The 25,591-nt window shown below is 71.5% G+C and carries 20 protein-coding genes; 11 read left to right on the top strand and 9 right to left on the bottom strand.

Features of this window, described 5'->3' with window-relative positions:
• Positions 1–128: 128 nt before the first annotated feature.
• From ACOZ38_RS07085 to ACOZ38_RS07075, 3 genes are all read left to right on the top strand, one after another.
• A complete protein-coding gene (locus tag ACOZ38_RS07085; RefSeq protein ID WP_405144901.1) occupies positions 129–869 on the top strand; it encodes a GntR family transcriptional regulator in 741 nt (246 codons plus the stop codon).
• Between the two features lie 30 nt (positions 870–899).
• A complete protein-coding gene (locus ACOZ38_RS07080) occupies positions 900–2,219 on the top strand; it encodes a PTS transporter subunit EIIC (RefSeq protein WP_424529316.1) in 1,320 nt (439 codons plus the stop codon).
• Positions 2,220–2,426: 207 nt separating this feature from the next.
• Positions 2,427–2,957: an Rv3235 family protein gene (locus ACOZ38_RS07075; protein WP_424529315.1), complete on the top strand. Its 531-nt coding sequence runs from the start codon at positions 2,427–2,429 to the stop codon at positions 2,955–2,957.
• A gap of 52 nt (positions 2,958–3,009) precedes the next feature.
• Here the strand turns inward: ACOZ38_RS07075 and secA are convergent, their stop codons facing one another.
• The gene (gene secA / locus ACOZ38_RS07070) at positions 3,010–5,814 is read right to left on the bottom strand and encodes a preprotein translocase subunit SecA (RefSeq protein ID WP_424529314.1); all 2,805 of its coding nucleotides are present in this window, start codon (positions 5,812–5,814) and stop codon (positions 3,010–3,012) included.
• 292 nt (positions 5,815–6,106) lie between these two features.
• On the opposite strand from secA, the gene ACOZ38_RS07065 reads away from it, so the two are divergent.
• Both ACOZ38_RS07065 and ACOZ38_RS07060 read left to right on the top strand, forming a co-directional pair.
• On the top strand, positions 6,107–6,394 hold the full coding sequence (locus tag ACOZ38_RS07065) for an HGxxPAAW family protein (protein ID WP_424529313.1): 288 nt from the start codon (positions 6,107–6,109) through the stop codon (positions 6,392–6,394).
• Positions 6,395–6,524: 130 nt separating this feature from the next.
• Entirely contained in the window at positions 6,525–7,781 is a 1,257-nt protein-coding gene (locus ACOZ38_RS07060) for a winged helix-turn-helix domain-containing protein (RefSeq protein WP_424529312.1), read from the top strand.
• Between the two features lie 21 nt (positions 7,782–7,802).
• Here the strand turns inward: ACOZ38_RS07060 and ACOZ38_RS07055 are convergent, their stop codons facing one another.
• The 6 genes from ACOZ38_RS07055 to mtrA all read right to left on the bottom strand — a co-directional run bounded on the left by ACOZ38_RS07055 (position 7,803) and on the right by mtrA (position 15,029).
• Positions 7,803–8,507: a response regulator transcription factor gene (locus ACOZ38_RS07055; RefSeq protein WP_363912482.1), complete on the bottom strand. Its 705-nt coding sequence runs from the start codon at positions 8,505–8,507 to the stop codon at positions 7,803–7,805.
• A 138-nt stretch (positions 8,508–8,645) separates the two neighbouring features.
• The gene (hpf, locus tag ACOZ38_RS07050) at positions 8,646–9,314 is read right to left on the bottom strand and encodes a ribosome hibernation-promoting factor, HPF/YfiA family (protein ID WP_424529311.1); all 669 of its coding nucleotides are present in this window, start codon (positions 9,312–9,314) and stop codon (positions 8,646–8,648) included.
• Positions 9,315–9,987: 673 nt separating this feature from the next.
• On the bottom strand, positions 9,988–10,686 hold the full coding sequence (locus ACOZ38_RS07045; protein ID WP_424529310.1) for a ComF family protein: 699 nt from the start codon (positions 10,684–10,686) through the stop codon (positions 9,988–9,990).
• A 101-nt stretch (positions 10,687–10,787) separates the two neighbouring features.
• A complete protein-coding gene (locus tag ACOZ38_RS07040; RefSeq protein ID WP_424529309.1) occupies positions 10,788–12,554 on the bottom strand; it encodes an LpqB family beta-propeller domain-containing protein in 1,767 nt (588 codons plus the stop codon).
• Positions 12,544–14,310, bottom strand: coding sequence for an MtrAB system histidine kinase MtrB (gene mtrB, locus ACOZ38_RS07035; protein ID WP_424529308.1), 1,767 nt, complete (start codon positions 14,308–14,310; stop codon positions 12,544–12,546). The genes ACOZ38_RS07040 and mtrB overlap by 11 nt, the downstream gene beginning before the upstream one ends.
• A gap of 41 nt (positions 14,311–14,351) precedes the next feature.
• A complete protein-coding gene (gene mtrA, locus ACOZ38_RS07030; RefSeq protein ID WP_114031473.1) occupies positions 14,352–15,029 on the bottom strand; it encodes an MtrAB system response regulator MtrA in 678 nt (225 codons plus the stop codon).
• Between the two features lie 300 nt (positions 15,030–15,329).
• Between mtrA and ACOZ38_RS07025 the strand changes: the two genes are divergently transcribed.
• The 5 genes from ACOZ38_RS07025 to ACOZ38_RS07005 all read left to right on the top strand — a co-directional run bounded on the left by ACOZ38_RS07025 (position 15,330) and on the right by ACOZ38_RS07005 (position 21,276).
• Positions 15,330–16,796, top strand: a complete 1,467-nt coding sequence (locus tag ACOZ38_RS07025; protein ID WP_424529307.1) for a DUF7544 domain-containing protein — start codon at positions 15,330–15,332, stop codon at positions 16,794–16,796.
• On the top strand, positions 16,793–17,461 hold the full coding sequence (locus tag ACOZ38_RS07020) for a DUF4129 domain-containing protein (RefSeq protein ID WP_424529306.1): 669 nt from the start codon (positions 16,793–16,795) through the stop codon (positions 17,459–17,461). Before ACOZ38_RS07025 ends, ACOZ38_RS07020 begins: the two co-directional genes overlap by 4 nt.
• 52 nt (positions 17,462–17,513) lie before the next feature.
• Positions 17,514–18,689, top strand: coding sequence for a DUF4350 domain-containing protein (locus ACOZ38_RS07015; RefSeq protein WP_424529305.1), 1,176 nt, complete (start codon positions 17,514–17,516; stop codon positions 18,687–18,689).
• Positions 18,690–18,913: 224 nt separating this feature from the next.
• Positions 18,914–19,864: an AAA family ATPase gene (locus ACOZ38_RS07010; RefSeq protein ID WP_424536966.1), complete on the top strand. Its 951-nt coding sequence runs from the start codon at positions 18,914–18,916 to the stop codon at positions 19,862–19,864.
• Positions 19,864–21,276 carry a DUF58 domain-containing protein gene (locus ACOZ38_RS07005; protein WP_424529304.1) on the top strand — a complete coding sequence of 471 codons (1,413 nt, stop codon included), beginning with the start codon at positions 19,864–19,866 and terminating at the stop codon, positions 21,274–21,276. Before ACOZ38_RS07010 ends, ACOZ38_RS07005 begins: the two co-directional genes overlap by 1 nt.
• 21 nt (positions 21,277–21,297) lie before the next feature.
• Here the strand turns inward: ACOZ38_RS07005 and ACOZ38_RS07000 are convergent, their stop codons facing one another.
• Both ACOZ38_RS07000 and ACOZ38_RS06995 read right to left on the bottom strand, forming a co-directional pair.
• Positions 21,298–22,299 carry a cytochrome D1 domain-containing protein gene (locus ACOZ38_RS07000; protein WP_424529303.1) on the bottom strand — a complete coding sequence of 334 codons (1,002 nt, stop codon included), beginning with the start codon at positions 22,297–22,299 and terminating at the stop codon, positions 21,298–21,300.
• Positions 22,300–22,311: 12 nt separating this feature from the next.
• Entirely contained in the window at positions 22,312–23,589 is a 1,278-nt protein-coding gene (locus tag ACOZ38_RS06995; RefSeq protein ID WP_424529302.1) for a Dyp-type peroxidase, read from the bottom strand.
• A 363-nt stretch (positions 23,590–23,952) separates the two neighbouring features.
• Between ACOZ38_RS06995 and ACOZ38_RS06990 the strand changes: the two genes are divergently transcribed.
• Entirely contained in the window at positions 23,953–25,590 is a 1,638-nt protein-coding gene (locus ACOZ38_RS06990) for a penicillin-binding transpeptidase domain-containing protein (protein ID WP_424529301.1), read from the top strand.
• Position 25,591 lies beyond the last annotated feature (1 nt).

Raw genomic sequence — 25,591 nt, 5'->3', positions numbered from 1 at the left:
ATCGGGCCGTTATCGATCCGTCGCCGGTCCGTACGTTGACACTCATTTCTAGCGTGTGGTCTAGTCCGGACTAGACCACCACAAACCCTAACTTATACCCGCACTGAGATCGAGAGGGGAGAGGATCAGTGGCCCAGATCGACCCCGACAGCCCCGTGCCGAAGTACTTCCAGCTTCGCGAGATCCTCCTCGACCTCATCGAGAACAACGAACTGTCCATCGGGGCGGCGATCCCCTCCGAGCGGGAGCTCTGCCAGCGTTTCGGCCTGTCAAGGATGACCGTACGCCAGGCGGTGGACCACCTGGTCTCGGAGGGGCGGCTGCACCGTGTCGCGGGCAAGGGCACGTTCGTGGCCCGCCCGAAGATCGAGATGGCGCTGCGGCTCACCTCCTTCAGCGACGACATGCGGGCCCGCGGCATGGAACCGGGCTCCCGCGACCTGGACCGGCGGGTGGTCCGTGCCAGTGCCCACCTCGCGCGGGAGCTCGGCATCCAGCCGGGCGAGGCCGTGCACTTCATCGAGCGGCTGCGCACGGCGGACGGGGAACCGCTGTGCATCGAAAGGGCCCACATCCCGGTGTCCTTCGCGCCGGACCTGGAGACGTTCGACCTGTCGGGCCGGTCGCTCTACGCGCTCCTGGAGACGCGCCACGGGGTGGTGCTGGACGCGGGAGAGCTGACCATCGACGGCGGAATCGCCGATCCGGGCGACGCCGATCTGCTCAAGCTGCCCCGGGGCGGTGCCGTGCTGCTGCTCCAGCGACGGTCGTTCTCGGGCGGCGTCTGCGTCGAGTTCGGGGTCTCGACCTACCGCGCCGACCGGTACCAGCTCCGGACGGTGCTGGAGATCCCGACCCGGCGCAGCTGAGCCTCCCATCCCATTCCTGGAGGAAAGCCGATGAGCTCCGCCTCGGCCGACGCGGGCCCGCCCGCAGCCCCCTCATCCGCCTCCGTCCTGATGGCGATCATGTCCCGCATCGGCCGCTCGCTGATGCTGCCGATCGCCGCCCTGCCCGCGGCGGGGCTGCTGCTGCGGCTGAGCCAGGACGACCTCCTCGGACGGACCCAGAACGCGGCCCTCGACAAGATCGCCGAGGTGGTCGGGGGCGCGGGTGAAGTGCTCTTCGACAACCTCCCCATCCTGTTCGCCATCGGGGTCGCCGTGGGATTCGCCCGCCGCTCCGACGGGTCCACGGCGCTCGCCGCGCTGATCGGCTACCTGGTCTTCGACCGGGTGTCCAAGCTGCTGTTCTTCGACGCCTCCTCCGGGTTCGCCGTGCACAAGAGGGTCGCCCAGACGGTCGTCGGGGCGGACGGCAGGCCCACGGAGGTGATCAACCTGGCGGCGGGCAACCCGACCGGCGTGCTCGGCGGCATCGTGATCGGGATCACAGCTGCCCTGCTCTACCAGCGCTACTACCGCGTCAAGCTGCCCACGTGGCTGGCCTTCTTCGGCGGCCGGAGGTTCGTGCCGATCGTCACGGCGTTCGTGGCGCTGCTGCTCGGCGTGGTCTTCGGGCTCCTCTGGCAGCCCGTCGGTGAGTGGATGACCAGCTTCGGCCGCTGGCTCGCGGACCACTCCACGGCCGGCGCGGGGATCTACGGCGTGTTCAACCGGCTGCTCATCCCCTTCGGCCTGCACCACTTCCTGAACTCCATCGTGTGGTTCCAGGTGCCCGACTGCACGGTCGCGGGCAGGCAGTTCGCGGGCGACCTCACCTGCTACCTCCAGGGCAACCCAGGATCCGGCGAGTTCATGGCCGGCTTCTTCCCCGTCATCATGTTCGGCCTGCCCGCCGCCGCCATCGCCATCTGGCGCGCCGCACCGCCGCACCGCCGTCCCGCGGTCGGCGGCATCATGATCTCGGCGGCGCTGGTGGCCTTCGTCACCGGGATCACCGAGCCGATCGAGTTCGCGTTCGTCTTCGTCGCCCCGCTGCTCTTCGTGATCCACGCCCTGCTGACCGGGCTCTCGATGGCCCTGGTCGCCGCCCTGGACGGTCACCTCGGCTTCAGCTTCTCCGCGGGCGCGATCGACGCGACGCTCAACGCCACCAAGTCCAACACCGACAAGTTCTGGCAGATCATGTTCCTCGGCCTGATCTACGCGGTGGTGTACTACGTGGTGTTCAGCTTTCTGATCAAGCGGCTCAACATCCTCACCCCGGGGCGCGAGCCCGAGCCGGACGTGGACGCAGGCGAGCCCGCCACCCGCTGAGCCGGTTTCGGACGGCCCTCGGTCCCGCGCGAGCGTGCCGCAAACCGCGCGCGTCGGAGCTCCGGACGATCCAACTCGCGGTGATCTTTACCCCGCAAGCCGTACGAACCGACCGCCGGAGCAGGAAGTTGGAGCCCGCCGTATCACCGGGCCAGGCCGGAAACTCATTAGTGCGTCAAGACTCGCCGACGACACCGGAGTGCCCCGATGTCCAGCCTCCCCCGACGTTCCCCCCGACCGGTCACCCTCCCCCGCCTGCGCGCCGTGCCCCCGGCCGACCCTCCCTACGACGACGAGCGCGGCCCCGGCTCGCCGCCCGTGGCGCCGCCGCCGACGCAGGGGGCGCTCGCCCTCGCCTACGACCCGCCCCGGGAGCCCCGGGAGCCGAGGAGGGGGCCGTACGCCATCCGGGCGGGCGGGGCGGCGGGCTCGACGCCCGACGAGCGCGGGCTGCGGAGCCTCGGGCAGGCCATGGCCGAGATCCTGGCGGGCCGCCGCCCGCCGAGCACCGTCGCCGACCGCCTCACCGGGAGGGCGTACGCCGAGCTGGTGCGCGCCGGGAGGATGATCCACACCAGACGGCCGCCGATGGTGGGGCTGCCCCACGTCAACCAGCCGCGTGACGGCGCCGTCGAGGCGTGCGTGCTGGTGCGCTGCGGCGAGCGCAGCCACGTGCTGGCGATCCGCCTCGAACGGCACGGCACGCAGTGGCTGTGCACGGACTTCGAGACCGCGTGACACGGATACGGCCCCGCGACCTGTGGTGGTCGCGGGGCCGTCCGGAGAAAGGTCAGACCTGGACGTTCTTCGGGTCGCCGTGGCAGCGCTTGTACTTCTTGCCGGAGCCACAGGGGCAGGGCGCGTTGCGCTCGACGTTGCCGTACGCGGCGCGCTCCTCCGCGGTGGTGCGGACCCGGGTCTGCTCCACCTCGCCGCTCTCACCGGGAGCGCTGTAGATCATCTCGGTGGGGCGCTGCGGCCGGCGCAGCGCCTTGGAGATGATCGCACCGGCCTCGGTGACGTTGGCGTCGACGGCGGCGACCTCCTCGACGATCGGGTTGTCCTGCACCTCGACCTCGAGGTTGAACAGGTAGCCGACCGACTCCTCCTTGATGCCGTCGAGCATGGCCGCGAACATGTCGAAGCCCTCCCGCTGGTACTCGATCAGCGGGTCGCGCTGGGCGTAGGCCCGGAGCGCGATGCCCTCCTGGAGATAGTCCATCTCGTAGAGGTGCTCGCGCCACTTGCGGTCGAGCACCGAGAGGATGACGCGCCGCTCCAGCTCGCGCACGGTCTCGGCGCCGAGCTCCTCCTCGCGCCGCTCGTACGCCGCGAGGGCGTCGCCCTTCACCCAGTCGGTGATCAGCTGGGGCGTGAGGTTCTCGCGCTCGCCGTCGGCCTCGCGCTCGATCAGCTCGTCGACCGTGACGGAGATCGGGTAGAGCTGCTGGAACGCCTTCCACAGCTTGTCGAGGTCCCACTCTTCGGCGAAGCCCTCGGCGGTGGCCGCCTGGACGTACCCCTCGACGACCTCGGTGATGAAGTCGCGCACCTGGTCGCGCAGGTCGGCGCCCTCAAGGACCCGGTGGCGCTCGGCGTAGATCACCTTGCGCTGGCGGTTCATGACCTCGTCGTACTTGAGGACGTTCTTGCGGATCTCGAAGTTCTGCTGCTCGACCTGGTGCTGGGCCGAGGCGATCGCCTTGGAGACGATGCCCGACTCGATCGGCACGTCCTCGGGGATGTTCAGCCGCGTCATGATCATCTCGACGCGGGCGGAGTTGAACAGCCGCATGAGGTCGTCTTCGAGCGAGAGGTAGAACCGGGACTCGCCAGGGTCGCCCTGACGGCCCGACCGGCCTCGGAGCTGGTTGTCGATGCGCCGGGACTCGTGGCGCTCGGTGCCGAGGACGTACAGGCCGCCGAGCTCGGTGACCTCCTCGTGCTCGGCCTTGACGGCGTCCTTGGCCTTCTCGAGCGCTTCGGGCCAGGCCTTCTCGTACTCCTCGGGCGTCTCCGACGGGGACAGGCCGCGCTGGTGGAGCTCGATGTCGGCCCGGAACTCGGAGTTGCCGCCGAGCATGATGTCGGTGCCTCGGCCGGCCATGTTGGTCGCGACCGTGACGGCGTGCTTGCGGCCCGCCTCGGCGATGATCGTGGCCTCACGGGCGTGGTTCTTGGCGTTCAGCACCTCGTGCTGGACGCCGGCCCGCTTGAGCGCCTTGGAGAGCCTCTCGGACTTCTCGACCGAGGTGGTGCCGACGAGGACCGGCTGGCCCCGCTCGTAGCGCTCCTTGATGTCGATCACGCAGGCGTTGAACTTGGCGTCCTCGCTCTTGTAGACCACGTCGGCCTGGTCCCTGCGGACCATCGGCCGGTTGGTCGGGATCGGGATGACGCCGAGCTTGTAGGTCTGGTGGAACTCGTTCGCCTCGGTGGTGGCCGTACCGGTCATGCCGGACAGCCTGGAGTAGAGGCGGAAGTAGTTCTGCAGGGTGATCGTGGCGAGGGTCTGGTTCTCGTCCTTGATCTTCACGGACTCCTTGGCCTCGATGGCCTGGTGCATGCCCTCGTTGTAGCGGCGCCCATGGAGCACGCGACCCGTGAACTCGTCGACGATCAGGACTTCACCGTCGACGACGATGTAGTCCTTGTCCTTCTTGTAGAGCTCCTTGGCCTTGATGGCGTTGTTGAGGAAGCCGACCAGGTGGGTGTGCTCGGGCTTGTAGAGGTTGTCGATGCCGAGCCAGTCCTCGACCTTCTCGACACCGGCCTCGAGGACGCCGACCGTGCGCTTCTTCTCGTCGACGATGTAGTCGCCGGTGCTCTCCTCGCCCTCCTTGCCCTCGACGCCGCGGCGGAGGCGGGGGACGATCTTGGCGAACTCCTGGTACCACTTGCCGGACTGCTCGCCGGGACCGGAGATGATCAGCGGCGTACGGGCCTCGTCGATGAGGATGGAGTCGACCTCGTCGACGACGGCGAAGGCGTGGCCCCGCTGCACGCACTCATCCAGCGACCACGCCATGTTGTCGCGGAGGTAGTCGAAGCCGAACTCGTTGTTCGTGCCGTAGGTGATGTCGGCGTTGTACTGCTTGCGGCGCTCGTCCGGCGGCATGTTCGCCAGGATCACGCCGACCTCGAGACCGAGGAAGCGGTGCACCCGGCCCATGTTCTCGGCGTCACGCTTGGCGAGGTAGTCGTTGACCGTGACGACGTGCACGCCCTTGCCGGCGATCGCGTTGAGGTACGCGGGGAGCGTACAGGTCAGGGTCTTGCCCTCACCGGTGCGCATCTCGGCGATGTTGCCGAGGTGGAGCGCGGCCCCGCCCATGATCTGCACGTCGAAGTGGCGCTGGCCGAGGACCCTGCGGGCCGCCTCGCGCACGGCGGCGAACGCCTCGGGAAGCAGGTCGTCGAGGGACTCGCCATCGGCGTGACGCTGCCTGAACTCAGCGGTCAGCGCGCGCAGCTCGGCGTCGCTGAGGCTGGTGAAGTCGGACTCGATGGAGTTGACCTGCTCGGAGATCCGCTTCAGCTTACGCAGGACCTTGCCCTCGCCGGCGCGAAGAATCTTGTCGAGAATGGCTGGCACTTTTTGTAAAGCTCCTCGCAGGTCTGTACCGCGGCCCGACGGCTGCGGACATGAGGACGAGACATGGTTCCCCGTAGCCATGGTAGGCGGTTTCACCACCGGACACAGCCATCGTCAACGACGCTGTACGGAGCACGAAGGTTCCCCGACCCCTCCCACCTGAGGCCTTTACCGGGCACGGCCTGCGGGAGGGGGAGTGACGTTGTATATCGTGCGATGGTAAGGGGAGGGAATCTTTGCCTCGGGGCGCCCCTCTGGCGACATGGGAATTTGGACGAAACAGGGAGTCAGGATGGCCGACAGCGCACCGGCGCAGGCACACAGCGGGCAGTCTCACGCGGGAAGGCCCACGTCGTGGCTCGCCGTCACCGTGATCCTGCTGGGGTTCACCATCAGCGGCATCGCCCTGGTGATGGGTCCCAACTGGTTCCTCTTCTGGACCGGCGGCGGCGTCATCGCGGTCGGCGGCGTGCTGGCCCTGGTGTTCGACATCTTCTCCGATGTCATCGAGGACGCACCCCGCACCATCGCGATCCAGGAGCACCACTCCCCGTTCGAGCGTCACACCGACAGCGTCTGACCGCTCTTCGCTGAGCCTCGCCCCGGAAGACCGGGCCGCCCCCGCCGTGCACCGCCGCGGCGGGGGCGTTCTCTTTCGCCGCGACACCTGCGTATCGGTTTTGTCGGTGGCACGCCCTAGCATCGAGCGCATGCCGAATGGTTTCCCCGCCCCCGCGCTGGAGCTCTCCGCCGACGAGGCGCGCCGGTTCATCCTCCGCGCCCAGGGCTTCCTCGGGGCGGACTCCCGGCGTGGCGGGGTGACCGCCATGCTGCGCCGCCTGGCCGCCGTGCAGCTCGACACCATCTCCGTGCTCGCCCGCTCCCACGAACTGGTGGCGTACGCGCGGCTGGGGCCGGTCGGCAGGGCCGAGGTCGAGCGGGCCTACTGGCACGAGCCCGCCCTCGCCTTCGAGTACTGGTGCCATGCGGCCTGCGTCGTGCCGATCGGCGACTGGCCGCTCTACTCATTCCGCCGCCGGGCCTACCGCGAGCGGCGCTTCCGGTGGCACGAGGTGCCGCCCACGGTCGACAAGGTGCTTGAGCAGGTCAGGAACGAAGGGCCGCTGACCACCACCGAGCTGGGCGGAGCCAAGAACGGCGGCCCCTGGTGGGACTGGTCCGACGTCAAGATCGCCGTGGAGTTCCTCCTCGACATCGGCGAGGTGGTCTGCACTCGCAGGGTCGGCTGGCGCCGCGTCTACGACATCGCCGAGCGCGTGGTCCCCACTCCCCTGCTCGGCCAGGAGCTCACCGACGCCGAGTGCGTCACCCGCCTCACGGGCATCGCGGGCGCCGCCCTGGGCGTCGCGACCCGCGCCGACCTCGCCGACTTCATCCGCGTGCGCGGCGCCCACGGGGCGATGCTCGACCAGGCGCTGCTCGACGGCACGTCCGGGCTGGTGCCGGTGCGCGTGGCCGGCTGGCCCGACGGCAGGGGCGGTGGCACCACGGCGGGCGGGGCCGCGCGGGCCAACGCCTGGGCGGACCCCACCGCGCTGGAGACCGTGCCGAAGGGACGCCACCGCACCACCCCGCTGTCCCCGTTCGACTCCCTGGTGTGGGACCGCGCCCGCACCGAGCGGGTGTTCGGATTCACCCACCGCCTGGAGGCGTACGTGCCGAAGGACAAGCGCGTCCACGGCTACTTCACGATGCCGGTGCTGGCCGGGGGGCGGCTGATCGGGCGGGTCGACCCCGCCCGCGATGGGTCGACCTTCGTGGCCAGGCAGGTGGGGTTCGAGCCGGCGGCGGGCCGTGCCGCGGGCGCCGTGCGCGCCGGGTCGGTCGAGGCCATGGCCTCGGCGCTGTGGGAGGCCGCGGCCTGGGTCGGCTGCGACGACGTGCGCGTGGAGCGGGTCGGCACGCCGGAGCTGGCGGCGCCGCTCCAGGCGGCCCTGCGGCGGTAGGGCCGCAGGGCTCGCGTGGGCTCAGGTGATCTCGAGGAGGCGTTCCCGCACGGCGTAGACCACCGCTTCCATGCGTGAGTGCAGCTGGAGCTTCTCCAGGATGTTGCGCACGTGGTTCTTGACGGTGTTCTCGGAGATGAACAGCTGCTTGGCGATCTCGCGGTTGTTCATGCCCTTGGCGACCAGGCGCAGCACTTCCATCTCGCGCTCGGTCAACCGCGGCACAGGGAGCTGCGGCGGGCGCTCGGCCTCCTTGCGGCTCATGTTGGCGAACTCGCTGATGAGCTTGGCCGCCATGGCCGGGTTGATGAGCGACTGGCCCTCGTGGACGCCGCGCACGGCGTCCGGCACCTCGTCGATCTGCACGTCCTTCAGCAGGTAACCCGTGGCACCCGCCTTGATGGCCTCGAAGAGGTCCTCCTCCTCGTCGCTCACGGTCAGCATGACGATGCGCGCGCTCGGCACCGATGCCTTGATGACCCTGGTCGCCTCGATGCCGCCCTGCCTGGGCATCCGGACGTCCATCAGAACGACGTCGGGCAGAAGGCGATCGGCTATCTCGACCGCCTCCTGACCGTCGCTCGCCTCGCCGACCACCTCGATGTCCGGCTCCGCGGCCAGCGCCAGCTCCAGGCTCCGCCGGATCAACGCGTGATCGTCAACGATCAGCACGCGGATCGGCTCTTCACGCCCGGAGTGGCCGGCCGTTTCGTCGGTCTGCGTCACGCCTCCTCCTCGTGGGGAGCCAGATCGCGCCAGGTAGGTCGATCCCTACCGCGCGACGCTCCCGCGCCGTCGGAACCGCCATCATTACATGGGTTTCCGACGCGCGGGGGTGGTCGAGAGGATCTTCGAACGCGTTGGTTACTGTTCTACGAGCCGCAAGACGCCATAGGCATACCCGACACGCCGGTACACGACGCTGGGTTGCCCGCACTCCTTGTCCCTGAACAGATAGAAATCGTGCCCGACGAGCTCCATCTCCAGCAGTGCCTGGTCGATGGTCATCGGGTCGGCCTGGTGGAACTTCTCGCGGACGACCAGGGGGCCGTCCCCGTCCATCTCGATCGGAACGATCGGTTCGGGGTACTCGGCCTCGCTCGGCGACTTCTCGGCCGCGGCCCTCTCCTGTACCTGGGGCTCTACGGGAAGCGGCTCGGGCAGCGGCTCGTAGTTGTCGGCCAGAGCGGAGGTCAGCTCGGCGACCGAAGGGGGGCAGTGATTGCCGTGGTGGACCTTGCGGCGGTCGGCGATGCGCCTGAGCCGCCCTTCGAGCTTGCCGAGGGCGATGTCGAGCGCCGCGAACCGGTCATCGGCGGACGCCTCCGCCCGGACGGCGGGGCCCTTGGAGTGGATCGTCAGCTCCACCCGCTCGCGGTCGTCGGTCGCCCGGACGTTCGCTTCCTTGGACACCTCCACGTCCACTCGTATGAGCTTGTTGTCCAGTCGTTCGATCCTGGCCAATTTGGTCGTCACATGATCGCGGAACCGGTCACTCACACTGGTGTGCCGTCCCTTGACAATGATGTCCACTCAAAGGCCCCCCTTCGTCTCGACTGCGAGGAGGGCACCCGTCCGGCCGACCTGGTCTTCGTCCCCACATCCGCCTGCTGAGGAGTTCGCGGCTCAGTCGCCACTACTGCCCTTCTCTTCTGACGGAGGGCATCTGGCCCTCCGGGAAGGCAGGACTTACCTCTAAGCCGCACCGTGATCGGTCGACGAAGAGTCGCCTTACGTGGGCCGTTTCGCCTGCGGCTGGCATCGGCTAGCCAGTCCGGTCCCCTTGCGGGGGTCGGTCCGGCGCAACCACGGACCCGAACGGGTGCCATGGCTCGAACGCTAGTCGCTACCGGCGCGAATGTCAGCCGTGAGATCAGCGAAAGGATCACTGTAAGTGATCTCCTTACGGGGCCCAGCCCGTTGGCGGACGGGAAGTTGACGATGCTCGGAGCCGTTGTGCGAGGGCTTCTCGCATCCGTTGAGCTGCGAGATCGGAGGTTCCGGCCAGCAACATGTGACTGCGGGGGCAGGCTCCGGATTTGACCAATTCATTACCCTTCGTAATCTTTTAGAGTTGGATCTAACCCGGGCGTGTCGCGCGCGTCCCGTCACTCGGACGATCACCGTGAGCGCCCCGGGAATGCCTCGTGCCCGCGTCCGGTCAGCGCACGGTCATGGACGACCGCGCCGGGGCACGCCGACGCCATCAGCGCGCCCGGCGTGGCGTGGCGGCCAGGGTGACCGCCAGCGGAACCTTCACGCCCTCGCGGCGCAGCGCCACCGCGGCCTCCGCCAGCGTCGTGCCGGTGGTCACGATGTCGTCGACGAGCACCGCGACCGGGCCGGGCCGCCCCCACAGAGGATGCTCGCGCGCGCTTCCGGCGTGCCGGACCCCGAAGGCCCCGGCGAGATTCGCGGCTCTCTGCGAGGCGCTCAGGCCCGCCTGGTCGCGCACCCGCCGCCGCTGCGCGAGGACCGGCGCGAGCGTCACCGGCCCGCCCTGCGACCGCAGGGCCCGTACGGCCAGCTCCGCCAGCCGCCCGACGGGATCATGGCCGCGCCGCCGCACGGCCCCACGGGAGCTGGGGATCGGGACCAGCGCGAACGGCACGTCGAGGCCGGTCGCCCGCAGGGCCGCCACGAGGGTGGCGGTCAGGGACGCGGCGAGCGGGCGCGCGAGCGCCGTACGCCCGCGCTCCTTGTACGCGAGGACGGCGCGGCGGGGCGCTCCCTCGTAGCGGGCGGCCGCCCAGCAGTCGGGCAGGCCGCGAGGAGGCGGGCTCGGCGCCCTCGGGCACGGATCGGCGTCGAGCTCCGCCGCGCAGGCGGGGCACACCACCGCGCCGGCCCGGGCGCACCCGGCGCAGCGAGCGGGCAGGACCAGATCGAGGAACGCGGTCAGCACCCCGCCACCATGCGCCCCGCCACCGACAGAAACCGCGTGCCGCCCGGCACTTGTGCACAGGCCGCACGTCACACGGCTCTTGCCGGCTCTGGCGGGCCTGGTCAGCCGAGGGGGTAGACCGGGGCGCCGGCTCCGCTCTTGACCAGGGTGCTCCACTGGCGCTTCTGCGGGTCCCACATCAGCAACTCGCCCGCCGCCGTGCCGGCCAGAAGCGAGATGGGGTCCGGGCCCGCGGTGATGGTCTCGATGCGGGCCGCCGCCTTGGCCGTCTCGACCCGCACCCCCTGCGTGACCGACCAGGGGGTCAGCTCGCGGTCGGACTTGGTGTCCGTGAGGACCAGGAGCGTGCTGGCGTCCCGCCACGCGATTTCGACGATCCGCTGGCCGTCGTCGGCGGGCACGAGCGGGCGGAGGTTCTCCACGGCCCAGGTGGTCCTGTTGATCGAGCCCACCAGGACCTGCTCGCCGTGCCCGTCGTCCGCGATGACGGCCACCCGGGCCCCGTCCCGCGCGACGCGGAAGGCCTTGACGTCCATGGACTCCAGCTCGGGCGCGCTGACCGTGAACTGCCGCGAGGGGTCGTGCGACCTGAGCACCTGCGACTTGCGGGGGCCCTGCCGCGAGACCGACCAGACGTCCCCGTAGCGGTCCCAGGACGGCGGGGTGAGGCCCGGCCCCTCGATCCAGCGCTGCCACTGGCTGCCGGGGGTGATGCCGGTGACCCAGACGCCGCCGGTCTTCTCCAGGGCCGCCATCTTGGGCGGCTCGTCGTTGGACACGGCCAGGTGCGTGAACTGCCGCGCCGGGCCTCCCGTGCCGAGCGTCACGGGGCTGTCGCTGTCCCTGTCGATCCTGTGGAGCTTGCCCTGCTGGAGGTAGTAGGTCGTGGGCTGGGAGGACAGCACGTCCGGATTGAAGCGCTCGTAGTCGCGCGGGTCGATGACCCACGGAGCGCCGGGGAACTGCTCGCCGTTGACCCTCACCTCGATGCGCCGCGACTCGGTCAGCGGTTTGAGCGTCCAGGAGAGCTGGGCCGACAGCGCCTCTCTGTTCCCGGCCACCAGGGCCGAGTCGACGATGCCGTAGGTGAAGTCGGCGACGACCGTGTCACCGTCGGCGGAGACCCTGTTGACGTCGACGTTCGGCCCGAACGCGGATTCGACCGCGCCTCTGAGCGGCGTGGTCGGCCCGTCGAGCAGCCGGCGGACCAGCGACTTGCCCAGCCCCTCGCCGGGGTTGATCGGCACCCTCACCTGGTCGGCGACCAGGCCCGACGACTGGTAGGCCGCGAAGTACAGCTCGAAGGACCGGTAGGCGCGCTTGAAGTCGTCGTTGGAGAGCAGCAGCCCGGCCGGCGCGGACGAGATGCGCCACTGGCCCCCCACCTTCACCAGCGTGAAGCCCTTGTTCAGCCCGGTGCCCGCCGAGGCGTCGCTCGGCACGTAGTGGCCGTCGACGTCGAGCGCGCCGAGCATGGTGCCCTTCAGGGCGACGTGCGCCTGCTGGACGTCGTCCCGCGGCGTGTCGGTGCTTGGCTTGGCGTCGTCGTAGATCGTGACGGCGTCGAACGGGCTCCAGGTGCGCTGGGCCTCCCCCGTCAGGTACTGCCTGGCCAGGGTGCGGAGGGGGTCGTCGAAGCTCGCGGCCGCGGCGAGGAAGCCGACGACGATATCCAGAGGCGAGCCGTTCGGCTTCGGCGGCCCTGCGAGGATCCGTACGTACGGCTGGCTGAGCGGGTCGCCTCCGCCCGCGTCGCTCGCGGGGAAGATGCTGCCCCCGGTCGGCACCGTGGAGCACGACGCCGAGGCGAGGACGACGGCGGCGAGGGCGAACGCTCGCAGCCCGCGCGCTCGGGACCTAGTCGGCATCGAAGCCCCCCTCGATCGCCGGGGAGAGGACCGGCGTGGCCTGCCCTCTCCAGGTGCGCCGCATCTCGACCTCGGGCGGCACGAGCGGCAGCGGCGACCCGCGCAGCTCGGCCCCGGCCTGGCGGGGCAGCGATAACCGGAACTGCGATCCCTCGCCGTGCATGCCCCACGCCTGGAGCCAGCCGCCGTGCAGCATGGCGTCCTCGCGCGAGATCGCGAGGCCGAGGCCGGTGCCGCCGATGGTGCGGGCCCGGGAGGGATCGGCCCGCCAGAACCGGTCGAAGACCATGTTCTCCTCGCCGGGCTTGAGCCCGACCCCGTGGTCGCGCACCGCCACCGCCACCGCGTCGCGGTCGGCGCCCAGCGTGACCACGATGTCGCGGCCCTCGCCGTGCTCGATGGCGTTGAACAGCAGGTTGCGCAGGATGCGCTCGACCCTGCGGCTCTCGACCTCGGCCATGCACGGCTCGTTGGGCAGCCGCAGGTCGAGCCGGGTGGACTTGCGCTCGGCCAGCGGCTGGGAGTCACCGACCGCCCGCAGGACGACGTCGCGCATGTCGACCGAGTCGATGTCCAGCGTCGCGGCCCCGGCGTCGTACCGGCTGATCTCCAGCAGGTCGGCGAGCATCGACTCGAAGCGTTCGAGCTGGTTCTGCATGAGCTCGGCCGAGCGCGCGGCCGCGGGCTCGAAGTCCTCGCGGCTCTCGTACAGCAGGTCGGCCGCCATGCGCACGGTGGTCAGCGGGGTGCGCAGCTCGTGGGAGACGTCGGACACGAACTGCCGCTGGACCTGGGAGAGCTCCTCCAACTGGTGGATCTTCAGTGCCAGGTTGGAGGCCATCTCGTTGAAGGAGGTCGCGAGGCGGGCGAGGTCGTCCTCACCGCGCACCTTCAGCCGCTCGGACAGCTTGCCGGCGGCGAGGCGCTCGGCGGCCTGGCGGGTGAGCCGGACCGGGGTGACCACCTGCCGGGTCACCAGCGAAGCCACGGCGGCGAGCAGGAGCACCAGTGTCACGCCCACCACGATCAGCCACCGCTGGACCATGGTGAGGGTGTACACGTCGTCGGTCAGCGGGAAGAAGTGGTAGACCTCGTAGTCGCCGCCGTAGATGTTCGACACCAGGGAGCCGATGGCGAGCGCGGGCACCGCCTTGGGCTCGCCCCAGTAGTACATCGAGGTGTACTGCCCCTGGGGCGGGTCCTTCACCTGCCGCACCTTTTCGCGCAGCTTCTGCGGCACGCTCTTCGGGTCGACGTTACCGGTGCCGCGGTCCTGGCCGACCTCGTCGGCGTTGAGGATCACCACGCTGTAGCGGGCGTCCGCCCGCATGGCGAGGGCGAACGCCGCCTGTTCGAGCGGAGCGCCCATGACGATCTCGGAGCTGTCCTCCTGCGAGGCCCCCGACTGCTTGGACACCGCCGCCTGGGGCTGGTTGAGGTAGCTCGTCACGGTGGTGACGTTGGCCTGCGCCTCGGCGATGGCCGAGTGCACGCGGCCGTCCAGGACGGCCTTGGTGATCATCTGAGTGAGGAAGGTGCCCAGCACCGCGACGACGATCATGGAGATGACCATCGTGCTGGTGACAACCCTGAGTTGCAGCGAGCGCCGCCAGACGCGGCGCACCCGGCCTATGGCGCGGCGGGCCCGCCTGCGGACGCCGCGCACGATCTGGCGCGGGGTCCGCCGGGTCTTCCTCTTCGCCTTGGGCCTGGACGCGGTGCGGACGGTGCCTGAGGACGAGGTCGGGGAGGCCATCGGGATGTCCGGGGGTCACAGCGCGGGCACGGCGGGGCCGCCTACGCCGGACCGGCCTTGTAACCGACGCCGCGGACCGTCACCACGATCTCGGGATGCTCGGGATCCTTCTCGATCTTGGCGCGGAGACGCTGGACGTGCACGTTGACCAGCCGCGTGTCGGCCGCGTGCCGGTAGCCCCAGACCTGCTCCAGCAGCACCTCGCGGGTGAACACCTGGCGCGGCTTGCGGGCGAGCGCGACCAGCAGGTCGAACTCCAGCGGGGTGAGGTTGACGGTCTCCTCTTCCCGCTTGACCGAGTGGCCGGCGACGTCGATGGTGATGTCGCCGATCTGCAGCACCTCGGGGGTCGGCTCGTCGGTACGGCGCAGCCGCGCGCGCACCCGCGCCACGAGCTCCTTCGGCTTGAAGGGTTTGACGATGTAGTCGTCCGCCCCCGACTCCAGGCCGAGCACGACGTCGATGGTGTCGCTCTTGGCCGTCAGCATGACGATCGGCACGCCGGACTCCGCGCGGATGCGGCGGCACACGTCGATGCCGTCGGCCCCAGGCAGCATCAGGTCAAGAAGCACCAGGTCAGGGCGCGTGTCGCGGAACGCGTCGAGTGCCTTGTCTCCGTCGGATACGAACGACGGCTCGAAGCCCTCGCCCCGAAGGACAATGCCGAGCATCTCGGCGAGAGCGGCGTCGTCGTCGACGACCAGCACGCGTCCTTTCATGGCCCCTCATTCGTTGCACAGTTTGGAGGTTGCGGCGAGAGCCGTACGACCGACCGAAGGCTACCCGCGAGTCATCGCATGGTGATAAACGATCGAACAATAGCTTCACCAAAAGCCGAATTTTAGGCGCACGTTACTGAACCCGCCAATGATCTGGCTCGATGAGCTTGTGGCGTGGCGTGGCGCGGGTCCGTGCGGCCCCTCCCCAAGTCTGCGCCAAGTCCGCATATTCGGCCATCCCCTGCCTTGATCGCTTGGCTGGCCACCACGGAGAGCGGTGCGACATGCCAGGATTGGGATATGTCAGACGGTCACGGCTCCACGCCCGCCACGCCCCAGGGTTGGGCGGAGAACCAGCCTCCGCCGTACTCCGGCCAGGGCCCGACGCCGTGGACCGCTCCCGGCGGCTCAGGCCCGCCCGCGGGCGAGCCCGCCCCATCACCCGGCCAGACCCCCTACGACCAGCCCGGTTATGGCCGGCCCGGTTACGGGCAGGCCCCTGACGGCCAGGCGGCGCCGGTTCCGCCCGGTCACGACCCGAACGCGCAGGCCCCGCACCAGCCTTCCTACGGCCAGGGCCCGTACGGGCCGTACGGGCAGGCGCCCGCCTACGGGCAGCCGTACGGCTACCGCCCGCCGCCCCAGGCCCTGCGCCCGGGCATCATCCCGCTGCGCCCGCTCGGCCTCGGCGACATCCTCGACGGCACCATCAAGCTGATCCGCTCCAACCCCAAGGCCACACTCGGCCTGTCGGCCATCGCCGCCGCGATCGGCACGCTGCCCCTGGCGGTCGGCCAGGCGGTGTACTACCGCTCCATGGGCGACCTGCTGGCGAACCCCGCGGCGATCGAGCCGGGCGCCGGCGTGCCGATGGGCGGGCTGATCGCCCAGCTTGGCGGGGCCGTCCTGTCGATGATCGTGCAGTTCTTCCTCGTCACCATGCTGACCGGCGTCCTGACGAGGGTCCTCGGCCGTTCGGTCTTCGGCGGCAGGATCACCATCGGCGAGGCCTGGCGGCTCACCCGCTCGCGGCTGGCCGCCCTGTTCGGGCTGGCGCTGCTCACCGGGCTGATCGCGCTCGCCCCGCTCGCCGTGGCGGTCGCGCTCCTCGTGGCCCTCGGCGCCGCCGGTGCGAGCGTGACCGCCATCCTGCTCACCGGCCTGGTGCTCGTCCTGGCCTACGTCGCCTACGCCCTGTTCATCAGCACCCGCTTCTCCCTGGCCGCAGCGGCGGTCGTGCTGGAGCGGCGCGGCGTCGTCGACTCGATGCGCAGGTCGTGGGGGCTCGTCAGCGGGGACTTCTGGCGGGTGCTGGGCATCCTGATCCTGACCCAGCTCCTGGTCGGCGTCCTCGGCGGCGTGCTGTCGGTGCCGGTCAACATCATCAGCATCGTCGTGTCGTTCGGCGGGCAGGGCAGCGTCGCCGCCACGGTGGTGACGACCATCCTGTTCATCGTGGGCGGCATCCTCAGCTCGATGATCATCTATCCCATCCAGGCCGGGGTCAACGGCCTGCTCTACACCGACCGGCGGATGCGGGCCGAGGCGTTCGACCTCGTGCTGCAGACCGCCGCGATCGAACAGCAGCGCCAGGGCTGGGTGCCGGCCACGGCCGACGACCTGTGGCACCCGTCCCACGCCGCGGGTCCCCACGCGTCCGGCCCCACCGGGCCGCACGGTCCCGGGCCTGGCGGGCCGTACGGGGCCGGGCCGTACGCGCCCGGGCCGGCCGGGCCGCACACCACCGGCACCCCCGGAGCGCCGTGATCATCTCTGTGATCGGCGCCCTGGCCGACGCCGTGGTCCTCGACGACATCGGGCGGGACGAAGCGCGCCGCAGGGCCGTGGAGGAGCTCGTCAGGCCCGAGTACCAGCAGGAGTCGCTGATCGACCGGCTCTTCAGGACCGTGGAGGAGTTCCTCGACGGCCTGCTCGGCAACGCGCCCGGAGGCGTCCCCGGGGGCGTGTTCGCGCTGGTCATCGTGCTGCTGATCGTCGCCGCCCTGGTCCTGCTGATCGCCTGGCAGGCCAAGCGGGCCACGCGGAGCCGCCGGGCCGCCGCCGACGGGCTCTTCGGCACCCGCGAGCGCACGGCCGACGAGCACCGGGCCGAGGCCGAGCGCCTCGCCGGGGAGTCGCGCTGGGCCGAGGCCATCCGCGAGCGGCTCAGAGCCATCGCACGCGACCTGGAGCACCGGGCCATCGTCGCGCCGCAGCCCGGAAGGACGGCGGACGAGCTGGCCGACGCCGCGGGCCGGGAGCTCCCCGCGTTCGCCGCGCGGCTGGCCGTGGCGGCCCGCCTGTTCGACGACGTGACCTACGGCGAGGCGCCGGGAACCGCGGAGGGCTGCCAGGCCATGTCGGAGCTCGACCGGGACCTGCGCGCCGCCAGGCCGGCGGCGGTCACCCCGGCCGCGGCGGGCGCCCGATGACCGCCACGGCGCCGAGGCGGCCCGCCGCCGGATCCGTCAGGGGAGACGCCCCATGACGGTCACGGCACCGGAGCGAGCGGCTCCGAGCGGCCCCGCGACCTCGACGTCCCCGACCGCGCGGAGCATCTGGCGCGGCGGCCGGGGCATGGTGCTCTTCGGCGTGATCGTCATCGTCGTCGCGGCGCTCACCGCGCTGGTCACCGGCACCTCCACCGAGGGCCGGCGTCTCGACCCCGCCAACGCGACGCTCACCGGCGGCAAGGCCCTCGCCGAGATCCTGGGCCGGCGCGGGGTCCGGGTCGAGCGGGTCTCCACCGCGGAGGACGTCGTACGCCTGGACGGGCCGGGCGCGCAGCTGCTCGTGTCCAGCACCGCCTACCTCGGCGACGACGACATCGCCACGCTCTCGCGCACCCGCGCCGACCGGCTGATCGTCGGTACGACCCCCGGCCTGCTCGGCCTCGCTCCCGGGATCACGGCGAGCGGCCAGGCGGCCGTACGGTCGAGGGAGCCGCGATGCGACCTTCCCGCCGCCGTCCGGGCGGGCAGCGCGTTCACCGGAGGCGCCGCCCTCAGCGTGCCCACCGGGTCGGTCGGCTGCTATCCGAGCGGCGACGGGCCGAGCCTGGTGCGCTCTTTCAGCTCCCGTGTGGTGACCGTGGTAGCCGACGGCGCGTTCATGACGAACCAGCGGCTCGCGGAGGACGGCAACGCCGCGCTGGCGATCAACCTCGCGGGCGCCAGGCCGGTCCTGATCTGGCTGGTGCCGGACGAGTCGGGGCTGATCCCCGGCTCAGGGGACGCCTCCGCCGGTGACCTGGTCCCCGCCGGAGTGCCCTGGGCAGTGCTCCAGCTCGGCGTCGCGCTGCTTCTGGCGGCCTTGTGGCGGGGCCGCCGTCTCGGCCCCGTGGTGGTCGAGGCGCTGCCCGTGGTCGTGCGAGCGGCGGAGACCGTCGAGGGGCGTGGCCGCCTCTACCGCGCCCGCCGGGCCCGCGACCGCGCCTCCGCCACCCTGCGGGCGGCGACCGCCGCCCGGCTCGCCCCGAGGCTCGGGCTGTCCGGTGACGCGACGCCCAATGAGATCATCGCCGCGACTGCTCTCCGGACCGGGCAGGATGCGGTTTGGGTGCGTTCGGTCATGTACGGCCTGATACCGGCGGATGACGCCGGGCTCGTCGCCCTGGCCGGCCACCTCGACACCTTGGAAAGGCAGGTACGAGAGCCGTGACCACACCTCCGCCCGGAGGCCACTTGAGCGGATCGCCCGGTCACCCCTCGGCGGCTCCCGGAGGTCCAGGACTTCCCGAGCCCGTCGAAGGCCAGGGCCCTTCGGGATATCCAGGTCCTTCCACACCTCCCGGGCCGTCCTACGGGCCTTCCGGGACGCCGCCGCCTCCGGCCGGCGTCCCCGCGGACGTCCCGCCGCCCCCGGCCCGCGAGCCGTCCGGCTCCATCCCCGGCGACCTGGCCAGGGACGCCCTCGGAGCGCTGCGCGCCGAGGTGGGCAAGGCCGTCGTGGGGCAGGACGCCGTGGTCACCGGACTGGTGATCGCCCTGCTGTGCAAGGGGCACGTGCTGCTGGAGGGCGTCCCCGGCGTGGCCAAGACGCTGCTGGTGCGCACGCTGTCCGCCACCCTGTCCATGGACTTCAAGCGGGTGCAGTTCACGCCCGACCTGATGCCGGGAGACATCACCGGCTCGCTGGTGTACGACGCCAAGACGGCGGAGTTCGCCTTCCGCGAAGGCCCGATCTTCACCAACCTCCTGCTCGCCGACGAGATCAACCGCACGCCTCCGAAGACCCAGGCCGCGCTGCTTGAGGCCATGGAGGAGCGGCAGGTCAGCGTGGACGGCTCGCCGGTGAGACTGCCCGACCCGTTCGTGGTGGTCGCCACGCAGAACCCCATCGAGTACGAAGGCACCTACCAGCTGCCGGAGGCGCAGCTCGACCGGTTCCTGCTCAAGCTGACCGTGCCGCTGCCGCCGCGCGACCAGGAGATCGCGGTGCTCGAACGCCACGCGCTCGGCTTCGACCCGAAGGACCTGTCGCACGTCAAGCAGGTGGCGACGGCCGCCGACCTCGCCGCGGCGCGGGCCGAGGTCGCCAAGGTCCACGTGGCTCCCGAGGTGCTCGGGTACATCGTCGACCTGGCCCGGGCCACCCGCCTGTCCCCGTCCCTGCAGCTCGGCGTGTCCCCGCGTGGCGCGACCGCGCTGCTCGCGGCCGCCCGTGCCTGGGCCTGGCTGTCCGGCCGGTCCTACGTCACCCCGGACGACGTGAAGGCCCTGGCCAAGCCCGCCCTGCGGCACCGCGTCCAGCTCCGTCCCGAAGCCGAGCTGGAGGGCGCGACACCGGACGGGCTGCTCGACGGCGTGCTCGCCTCGGTCCCGGTCCCCCGCTGATGGCGCTGACCGGCCGCGCGGGGCTGATCGCGGCGCTGGGCGCCGTGGGCGTGCTGTTCGCCCCGCGACCCGCCTACGCCGTGCTCGGCCTGCTGCTGTTGCTGTGCGCGCTCGTCGCGGTCGACCTGCTGTTCGCCGGGGGCGTGCGCCCGCTGCGCTTCCGGCGCGCGGGCGAGCGTCTCGTACGGCTGGGCGAGTCGGTCGCGGTGGAGCTGGTCGTCGAGAACCCCGGACGTCGGCGCGTACGCGGCACGCTGCGTGACGCCTGGCCGCCGTCGGCCGGCGCGAGCCCGCGCCACCTGCGCCTCGACGTCCCGGGCGGCGAGCGCCGCCGCCTCGTCACGACGCTCACGCCGTCGCGGCGCGGCGACCGCCAGGCCGTCACGATCACGGTGCGGTCGCTCGGCCCCCTCGGCGTGGCCGCCCGCCAGGGGTCGCACCACGTGCCCTGGACCGTGCGGGTGCTGCCGCCCTTCCTCAGCCGCAAGCACCTGCCCGCGAAGCTGTCCAAGCTCCGCGAGCTGGAGGGGCAGCATCCGGCCCTGGTGCGCGGCCAGGGCACGGAGTTCGACTCCCTGCGCGAGTACGTCGTGGGCGACGACGTGCGCTCGATCGACTGGCGTGCCACCGCCCGCCGCTCGGACGTGGTCGTCAGGACCTGGCGCCCCGAACGCGACCGCCGCGTCCTGATCGTCCTCGACACCGGCCGCACCTCGGCCGGCCGCGTCGGCACCTCCCCCATCCCCGCACCGCCCGGCCCCGGCAGCGGCACCTCCCCGCTTCTCCCGGCTCTCCCGGTGGGCGGGTCGGGGCGCCGCGCGGACGGCGTCGCGGCCACGACCGCCGCCGGATGGCCGCGTCTCGACTGGTCGATGGACGCCGCCCTGCTGCTGGCCGCCCTCGCGACCCGCGCCGGGGACCGCGTCGACTTCCTCGCCCACGACCGCGCCGTACGGGCGTGGATGTCCGGCGCCTCCCGTACGGACTCGCTGTCGGCGCTGGTCAACGTGATGGCGCCCATCGAGGCCGAGCTGGTCGAGGCGGACTCCGCGAGCATGGTCGCGGCCGTACTGGCCAGGGCCAAGCGGCGGTGCCTGGTCGTCCTGCTCACCGACCTGAACCCGGCGGCCATGGAGGAGGGCCTGCTCCCTGTGCTCCCCCAGCTCGCCTCGCGCCACGTCGTGCTGGTCGCCGCCGTCGCCGATCCGCGCGTCGCCGAGATGGCGGCGGGCCGTGGCACGGCCGAGCAGGTCTACGACGCGGCGGCGGCCGAGCACCTGCGCGGCGAGCGCGCACGGCTCACGGCCCGGCTACGCCGCCACGGCTGCGAAGTCGTGGACGCCACCCCCGACGACCTGGCCCCCGCCCTCGCCGACACCTACCTGGCCATGAAAGCCACCGGCCGCCTCTGACCGATCTCCGGCGCGCCGCCGCTAGCGAGCGGGGGCGACCGCGATCCCGTACGGAGTGGAACCGACCGGGATGGTCGCGACGACCCTGTTCGCCGCCGGGTCGATCACCGCGACGTCGCCGTCGCCCTGGTTGACGACGTAGATGGCGTCCCTTCCGACCGCGACCGCGAACGGATCCGTGATGCCCGGGGTGCCGTCCTTGATCCTCGCCACGACCCGCCGGGTGCCCGTGTCGACCACCGGCACGGTGGCGGTTCCGAGGCCCGCCACATAAGCGTGCCCCCGACCTACCGCCACGCCGAAGGGCCCCACGCCGACCGGCACGTTCGCCACCACCCGCGAGGCACGTGTGTCGATCACCGAGAGGCTCGCGGCGGCCTCGTTCACGACATAGGCGGATCTTTCATCGGGGCTGACCGCCACGCCGACCGGCCCGGACCCCACCGGCACCGTCGCGGTCACGCGGCCGGCGCGGGTGTCGATCACCGACACGGTGTTCGATCCCTCGTCGGCTGTGTAGGCCCTGCGACCGTCCGGGCTCACCGCCACGCCGACCGGTTCCGTCCCCACCGGTACGGTCGCGGTGGCCCGGCGGGCGCTCACGTCGATCACCGACACGCTGTTCGATCCGCCGCCGGCGACGTAGGCGAACCGCCCGTCCGGGCTCGCCGCCACAGCCGTCGGCGCCCCGCCGACCCGTACGGCCGCGACCGCCCGCCGCGCACGCGCGTCGACCAGCCACAGGTCGCCGGAATCCTGGTCGGCGACGTAGACCAGACGACCGTCCGGGCTCACCGCCACCCCCGACGGGGCACTGCCGACCTGAACGGTCGCGATCACCTTTCTCGTACGCGTGTCCACCACCGATAGCGTGCCGTCGAACTGGTTGGTCACGTACAGGAGCGAATCGGCCGGCCGTCCCCCATCAGCGACGGCACGCACGGTGCCGGAGGCCGGAGCGATCCCCGCCACCAGGACGAGGAAGCACAGACCGATCAGCCTCTCCCGGGCCAGACGTCGCATCCGCATCCCCGATCAGGTCGCCAGCAGGCCGCTCGCGTAGTGGTCATGGGTGTCCCGCACGCCGGGCAGCACGAAGAAGTAGCCGCCGCCGAAGGGGCTGATGTACTCGACCAGGGGCTCGCTCTCCAACCGGGTCTGCATGGCGATGTAGGTGTGCAGTTCCCGCTGGTAGCAGCAGAAGACGTGCCCCATGTCCGTCGCGCCGCCCGGGCGGGGAGCCCGGTCGAACTGGTAGCTGCGGCGCAGGATCGCGCTGGTGGCGGCCGTCTCCGGCGTCTGCGGGTTGGCCAGGCGGATGTGGGCGTGCAGCGGGGTCAGCCTGCCCTGCGGGTCGTTGGTGTACACCGGGTCCTGGCTCTCGTCGGTGCCGTACATGGGGGCGCCGGTGGCCTTGCGGCGGCCGATGATGCTTTCCTGCCGCCCGATCGGAACCGTGTTCCATTTCTCGATGAAGAAGCGGACGACGCGAACGGCCTGATACGTGCCGCCGGCCGTCCAGGCGGGCTCCCGCGTCCGCGGCTGCGCCCAGACCAGCTGGTTCATCTGCCGCGCGTCGCCGGTGTCGGGGTTGGCGATGCCGTCCTTGAAGCCGAGCATGTCGCGCGGGGTGCCGCTCGGGCGGGGTGGGTTCCGGAACCCGTCCGCCCGCCAGCGCGGCCGCAGGGCACCGTCGGTGTGCGCCATGATGTCGACCAGCGCGTGCGCCAGCACGTCCTGGTGGTTCGCGCACAGCTGTAGCAGCAGGTCACCGTGGCATTGCTCCTCATCGAGATCGTCGTGCTCGAACGCCCGCATCCTCTCCAGCTGTACGGGCTTGCGCGGGGCGAGGCCGTACCTGTCGTCGAACAGCGACGCGCCGACGGCCGCGGTGATGGTGAGGCCGTCAGGCACGACCATCGCGCCCAGGAGGTCGTTGTCCCGTGGTGCCGTGTTCGGCGGCGCGCCACCGGAGGCGAGGAAGCGGGCGCGGTCGGTGAGAGCGCGGAAGAGGTCGGTGAGCTGGTTCCGGTTCGCCGCGGTCACCTCGAACGAGGCGAAGCCGGCGACCGGCTGGGCCTGCGTCGGGGGCGGCCGGTCGATCCCGGCCTGGTGAAGCCCGTGGAACGGGAACGTGGAGGGGCCGTGGCCTGTCGCGGCGCGCGCGGTGGCCTCGGGCATCCTGCCTGCCGCGACACCCGCCGCGCCCAGCGCCATCGCGCCCTTGAGGAACGAGCGCCGCCGAACCCCGGCGCCCTCCCCTTGAGCGCCGCCGATCGCACCTCGACCGATACGCCCATGGGAATCGTCCATCACAGCCCCCCTGATTCACCCCATTCGCGAAGTTTATACCTCTATATCCGATTTAAGGCGGACGCCCTTGCCGCAGGCGCGGGCATGCGCAGAGCGTCGTGTCCGCCGCCACATAGTCCGATCAGGTCGTCGTGCGGAGGTGCCGGTGCGGGCGCGCAGCGCGCCCGCACCGGGGAAGCAGGCGCCGACCGCGCGGCCGAGGAGTTCCGGCCCGCATTCAATTGACGCTTTAGCGGCGAGCAATCTGCCGTTCAAGGGAAAAGCCTGGTCCACGCTTGTTGCCACGTTTACGATCTTTTCGCTGGTATACACGCGTGGAAACCGGGCGGTGTCAACTGCATGCGCGAGCGATGGCCTCTCGTGATGATCGCATTGGTGGTGGCGATCATCGCGTTCGGCGTGTACGCGCTGGTGACCGGTCCGGGCCCCGTGGACGCCTCGCCACGGGCGCGGCAGTCCCCCGCGCCCGTACGGTCGACCGGCGGGGCGCCACCGGCCTCGGCGCCCGCGCCGACCCTCCTGCCGGCCGAGACGCCGCCGCCGATGGAGGCCACGACCCAGGCGCCCTCGCCCGCCGCCGAGACGTCCCAGGCGGCCGTGCCGACGGGTCCCGAGGCGACCGCGACGCGCTACTTCGACGCCTGGCGGGCCGGAGACTTCGCCACCATGGCCGCACTGGTTGACGGCCCTCCGGCCGACTTCGCCGATCGGCACCGGCGGTTCACGGCCGACCTGCGGATCGCGTCCCTCTCGCTCAGCCCGGGCGCGGTGCGCCGCCAGGGCGAGGAGGCGGCCGAGGTGCCCTTCCAGGGGGTCCGGGAGGTCACGGGGCTGGGCCGCTGGCCGTTCTCCTCGGTGCTGCGCCTGGCGTCCCGGAACGGGGCCTGGAAGGTGCTCTGGGCCCCCGAGACGCTGCACCCCTCCCTCAAGGACGGCGGGAGCATCCGGCTCAAGGAGACCCAGGTCCGAAGGCCGTCCACGCTCACCCGAGAGGGCCTGCACTTCCCCTCCGACAGCAGGGCGGGCGACTACTTCACCGGGCTGGACGCGTCGGTGGTCACCCTGAAGCTGGAGGAGGTGCCCTCGGGCCGGGTGCTCCTGGCCTCCCCCACCCCGCCGCAGCCGGAAACGCGCAGCACGATCTCCCAGGCCGTCCAGGCGGCCGCCGCCCGCGCGCTGGACGGCGTCGGGCAGCCCTCGGCGATCGTGGCCATGGACGCCCGGTCCGGCCAGGTGCGCGCGGTGGCGGACACGCTGGGCGGCAGGCGGGCGTTCAACGGCCTGTACCCGCCGGGTTCGGCGTTCAAGGTGGTGACCTCCGCCGCCCTGTTCGGCACCGGCCTGACTCCGGAGTCGCAGGTGGCGTGCCCGGGGAGCTACACCATCCCGAACGCAAGGACCTTCACCAACGACGGGGGCGCCGACCACGGCACCGTGACCCTCACCACGGCGTTCGCCCTGTCCTGCAACACCACCTTCGTGCGGCAGACCTACGAGCGGCTGCGCGACGACCGCCTTCGCGCCGAGGCCGCCGACCGCTTCGGGTTCCGCGAGAAGCCCGGCCTCAGCTTCTGCCGGATCAGCCCGTACAAGGACCTGAACGAGCTGGGCTCCGACGCCATCGGCCAGAACTCGGTGCAGGCCAGCCCGCTCTGCATGGCCGAGGCGGCCGCCGCCGTCGCGAGCGGCGTCTGGAAGCCCGCCATCATGACCGACGCGCCCCCCGCCGGCTCACCGGCCCAGGTGCCGCTGGACGGCGGCGTGGTCTCCGGTCTGCGCGCGATGATGGGCGCCGTGGTCACCCGGGGCACCGCCGCGCAGGCCGGTCTCCCCTCGGGAACCGCGGGCAAGACCGGCACCGCCGAGGTCGCGGGGGCGAAGTCGCACGCGTGGTTCATCGGCTACCGGGACGACCTGGCGTTCGCGGTGCTCGTCCAGAACGGCGGCACCGGTGGCGGCGTGGCCGCGCCGATCGCCGCGAAGTTCCTGAAGGCGCTGTAGC

It is taken from the genome of Sphaerisporangium viridialbum, assembly GCF_049674955.1.
Taxonomy (GTDB): Bacteria; Actinomycetota; Actinomycetes; order Streptosporangiales; family Streptosporangiaceae; genus Sphaerisporangium; species Sphaerisporangium viridialbum.
Note: the sequence above shows the minus strand (reverse complement) of the source record. Positions and strands in the feature narration are given on the sequence as shown.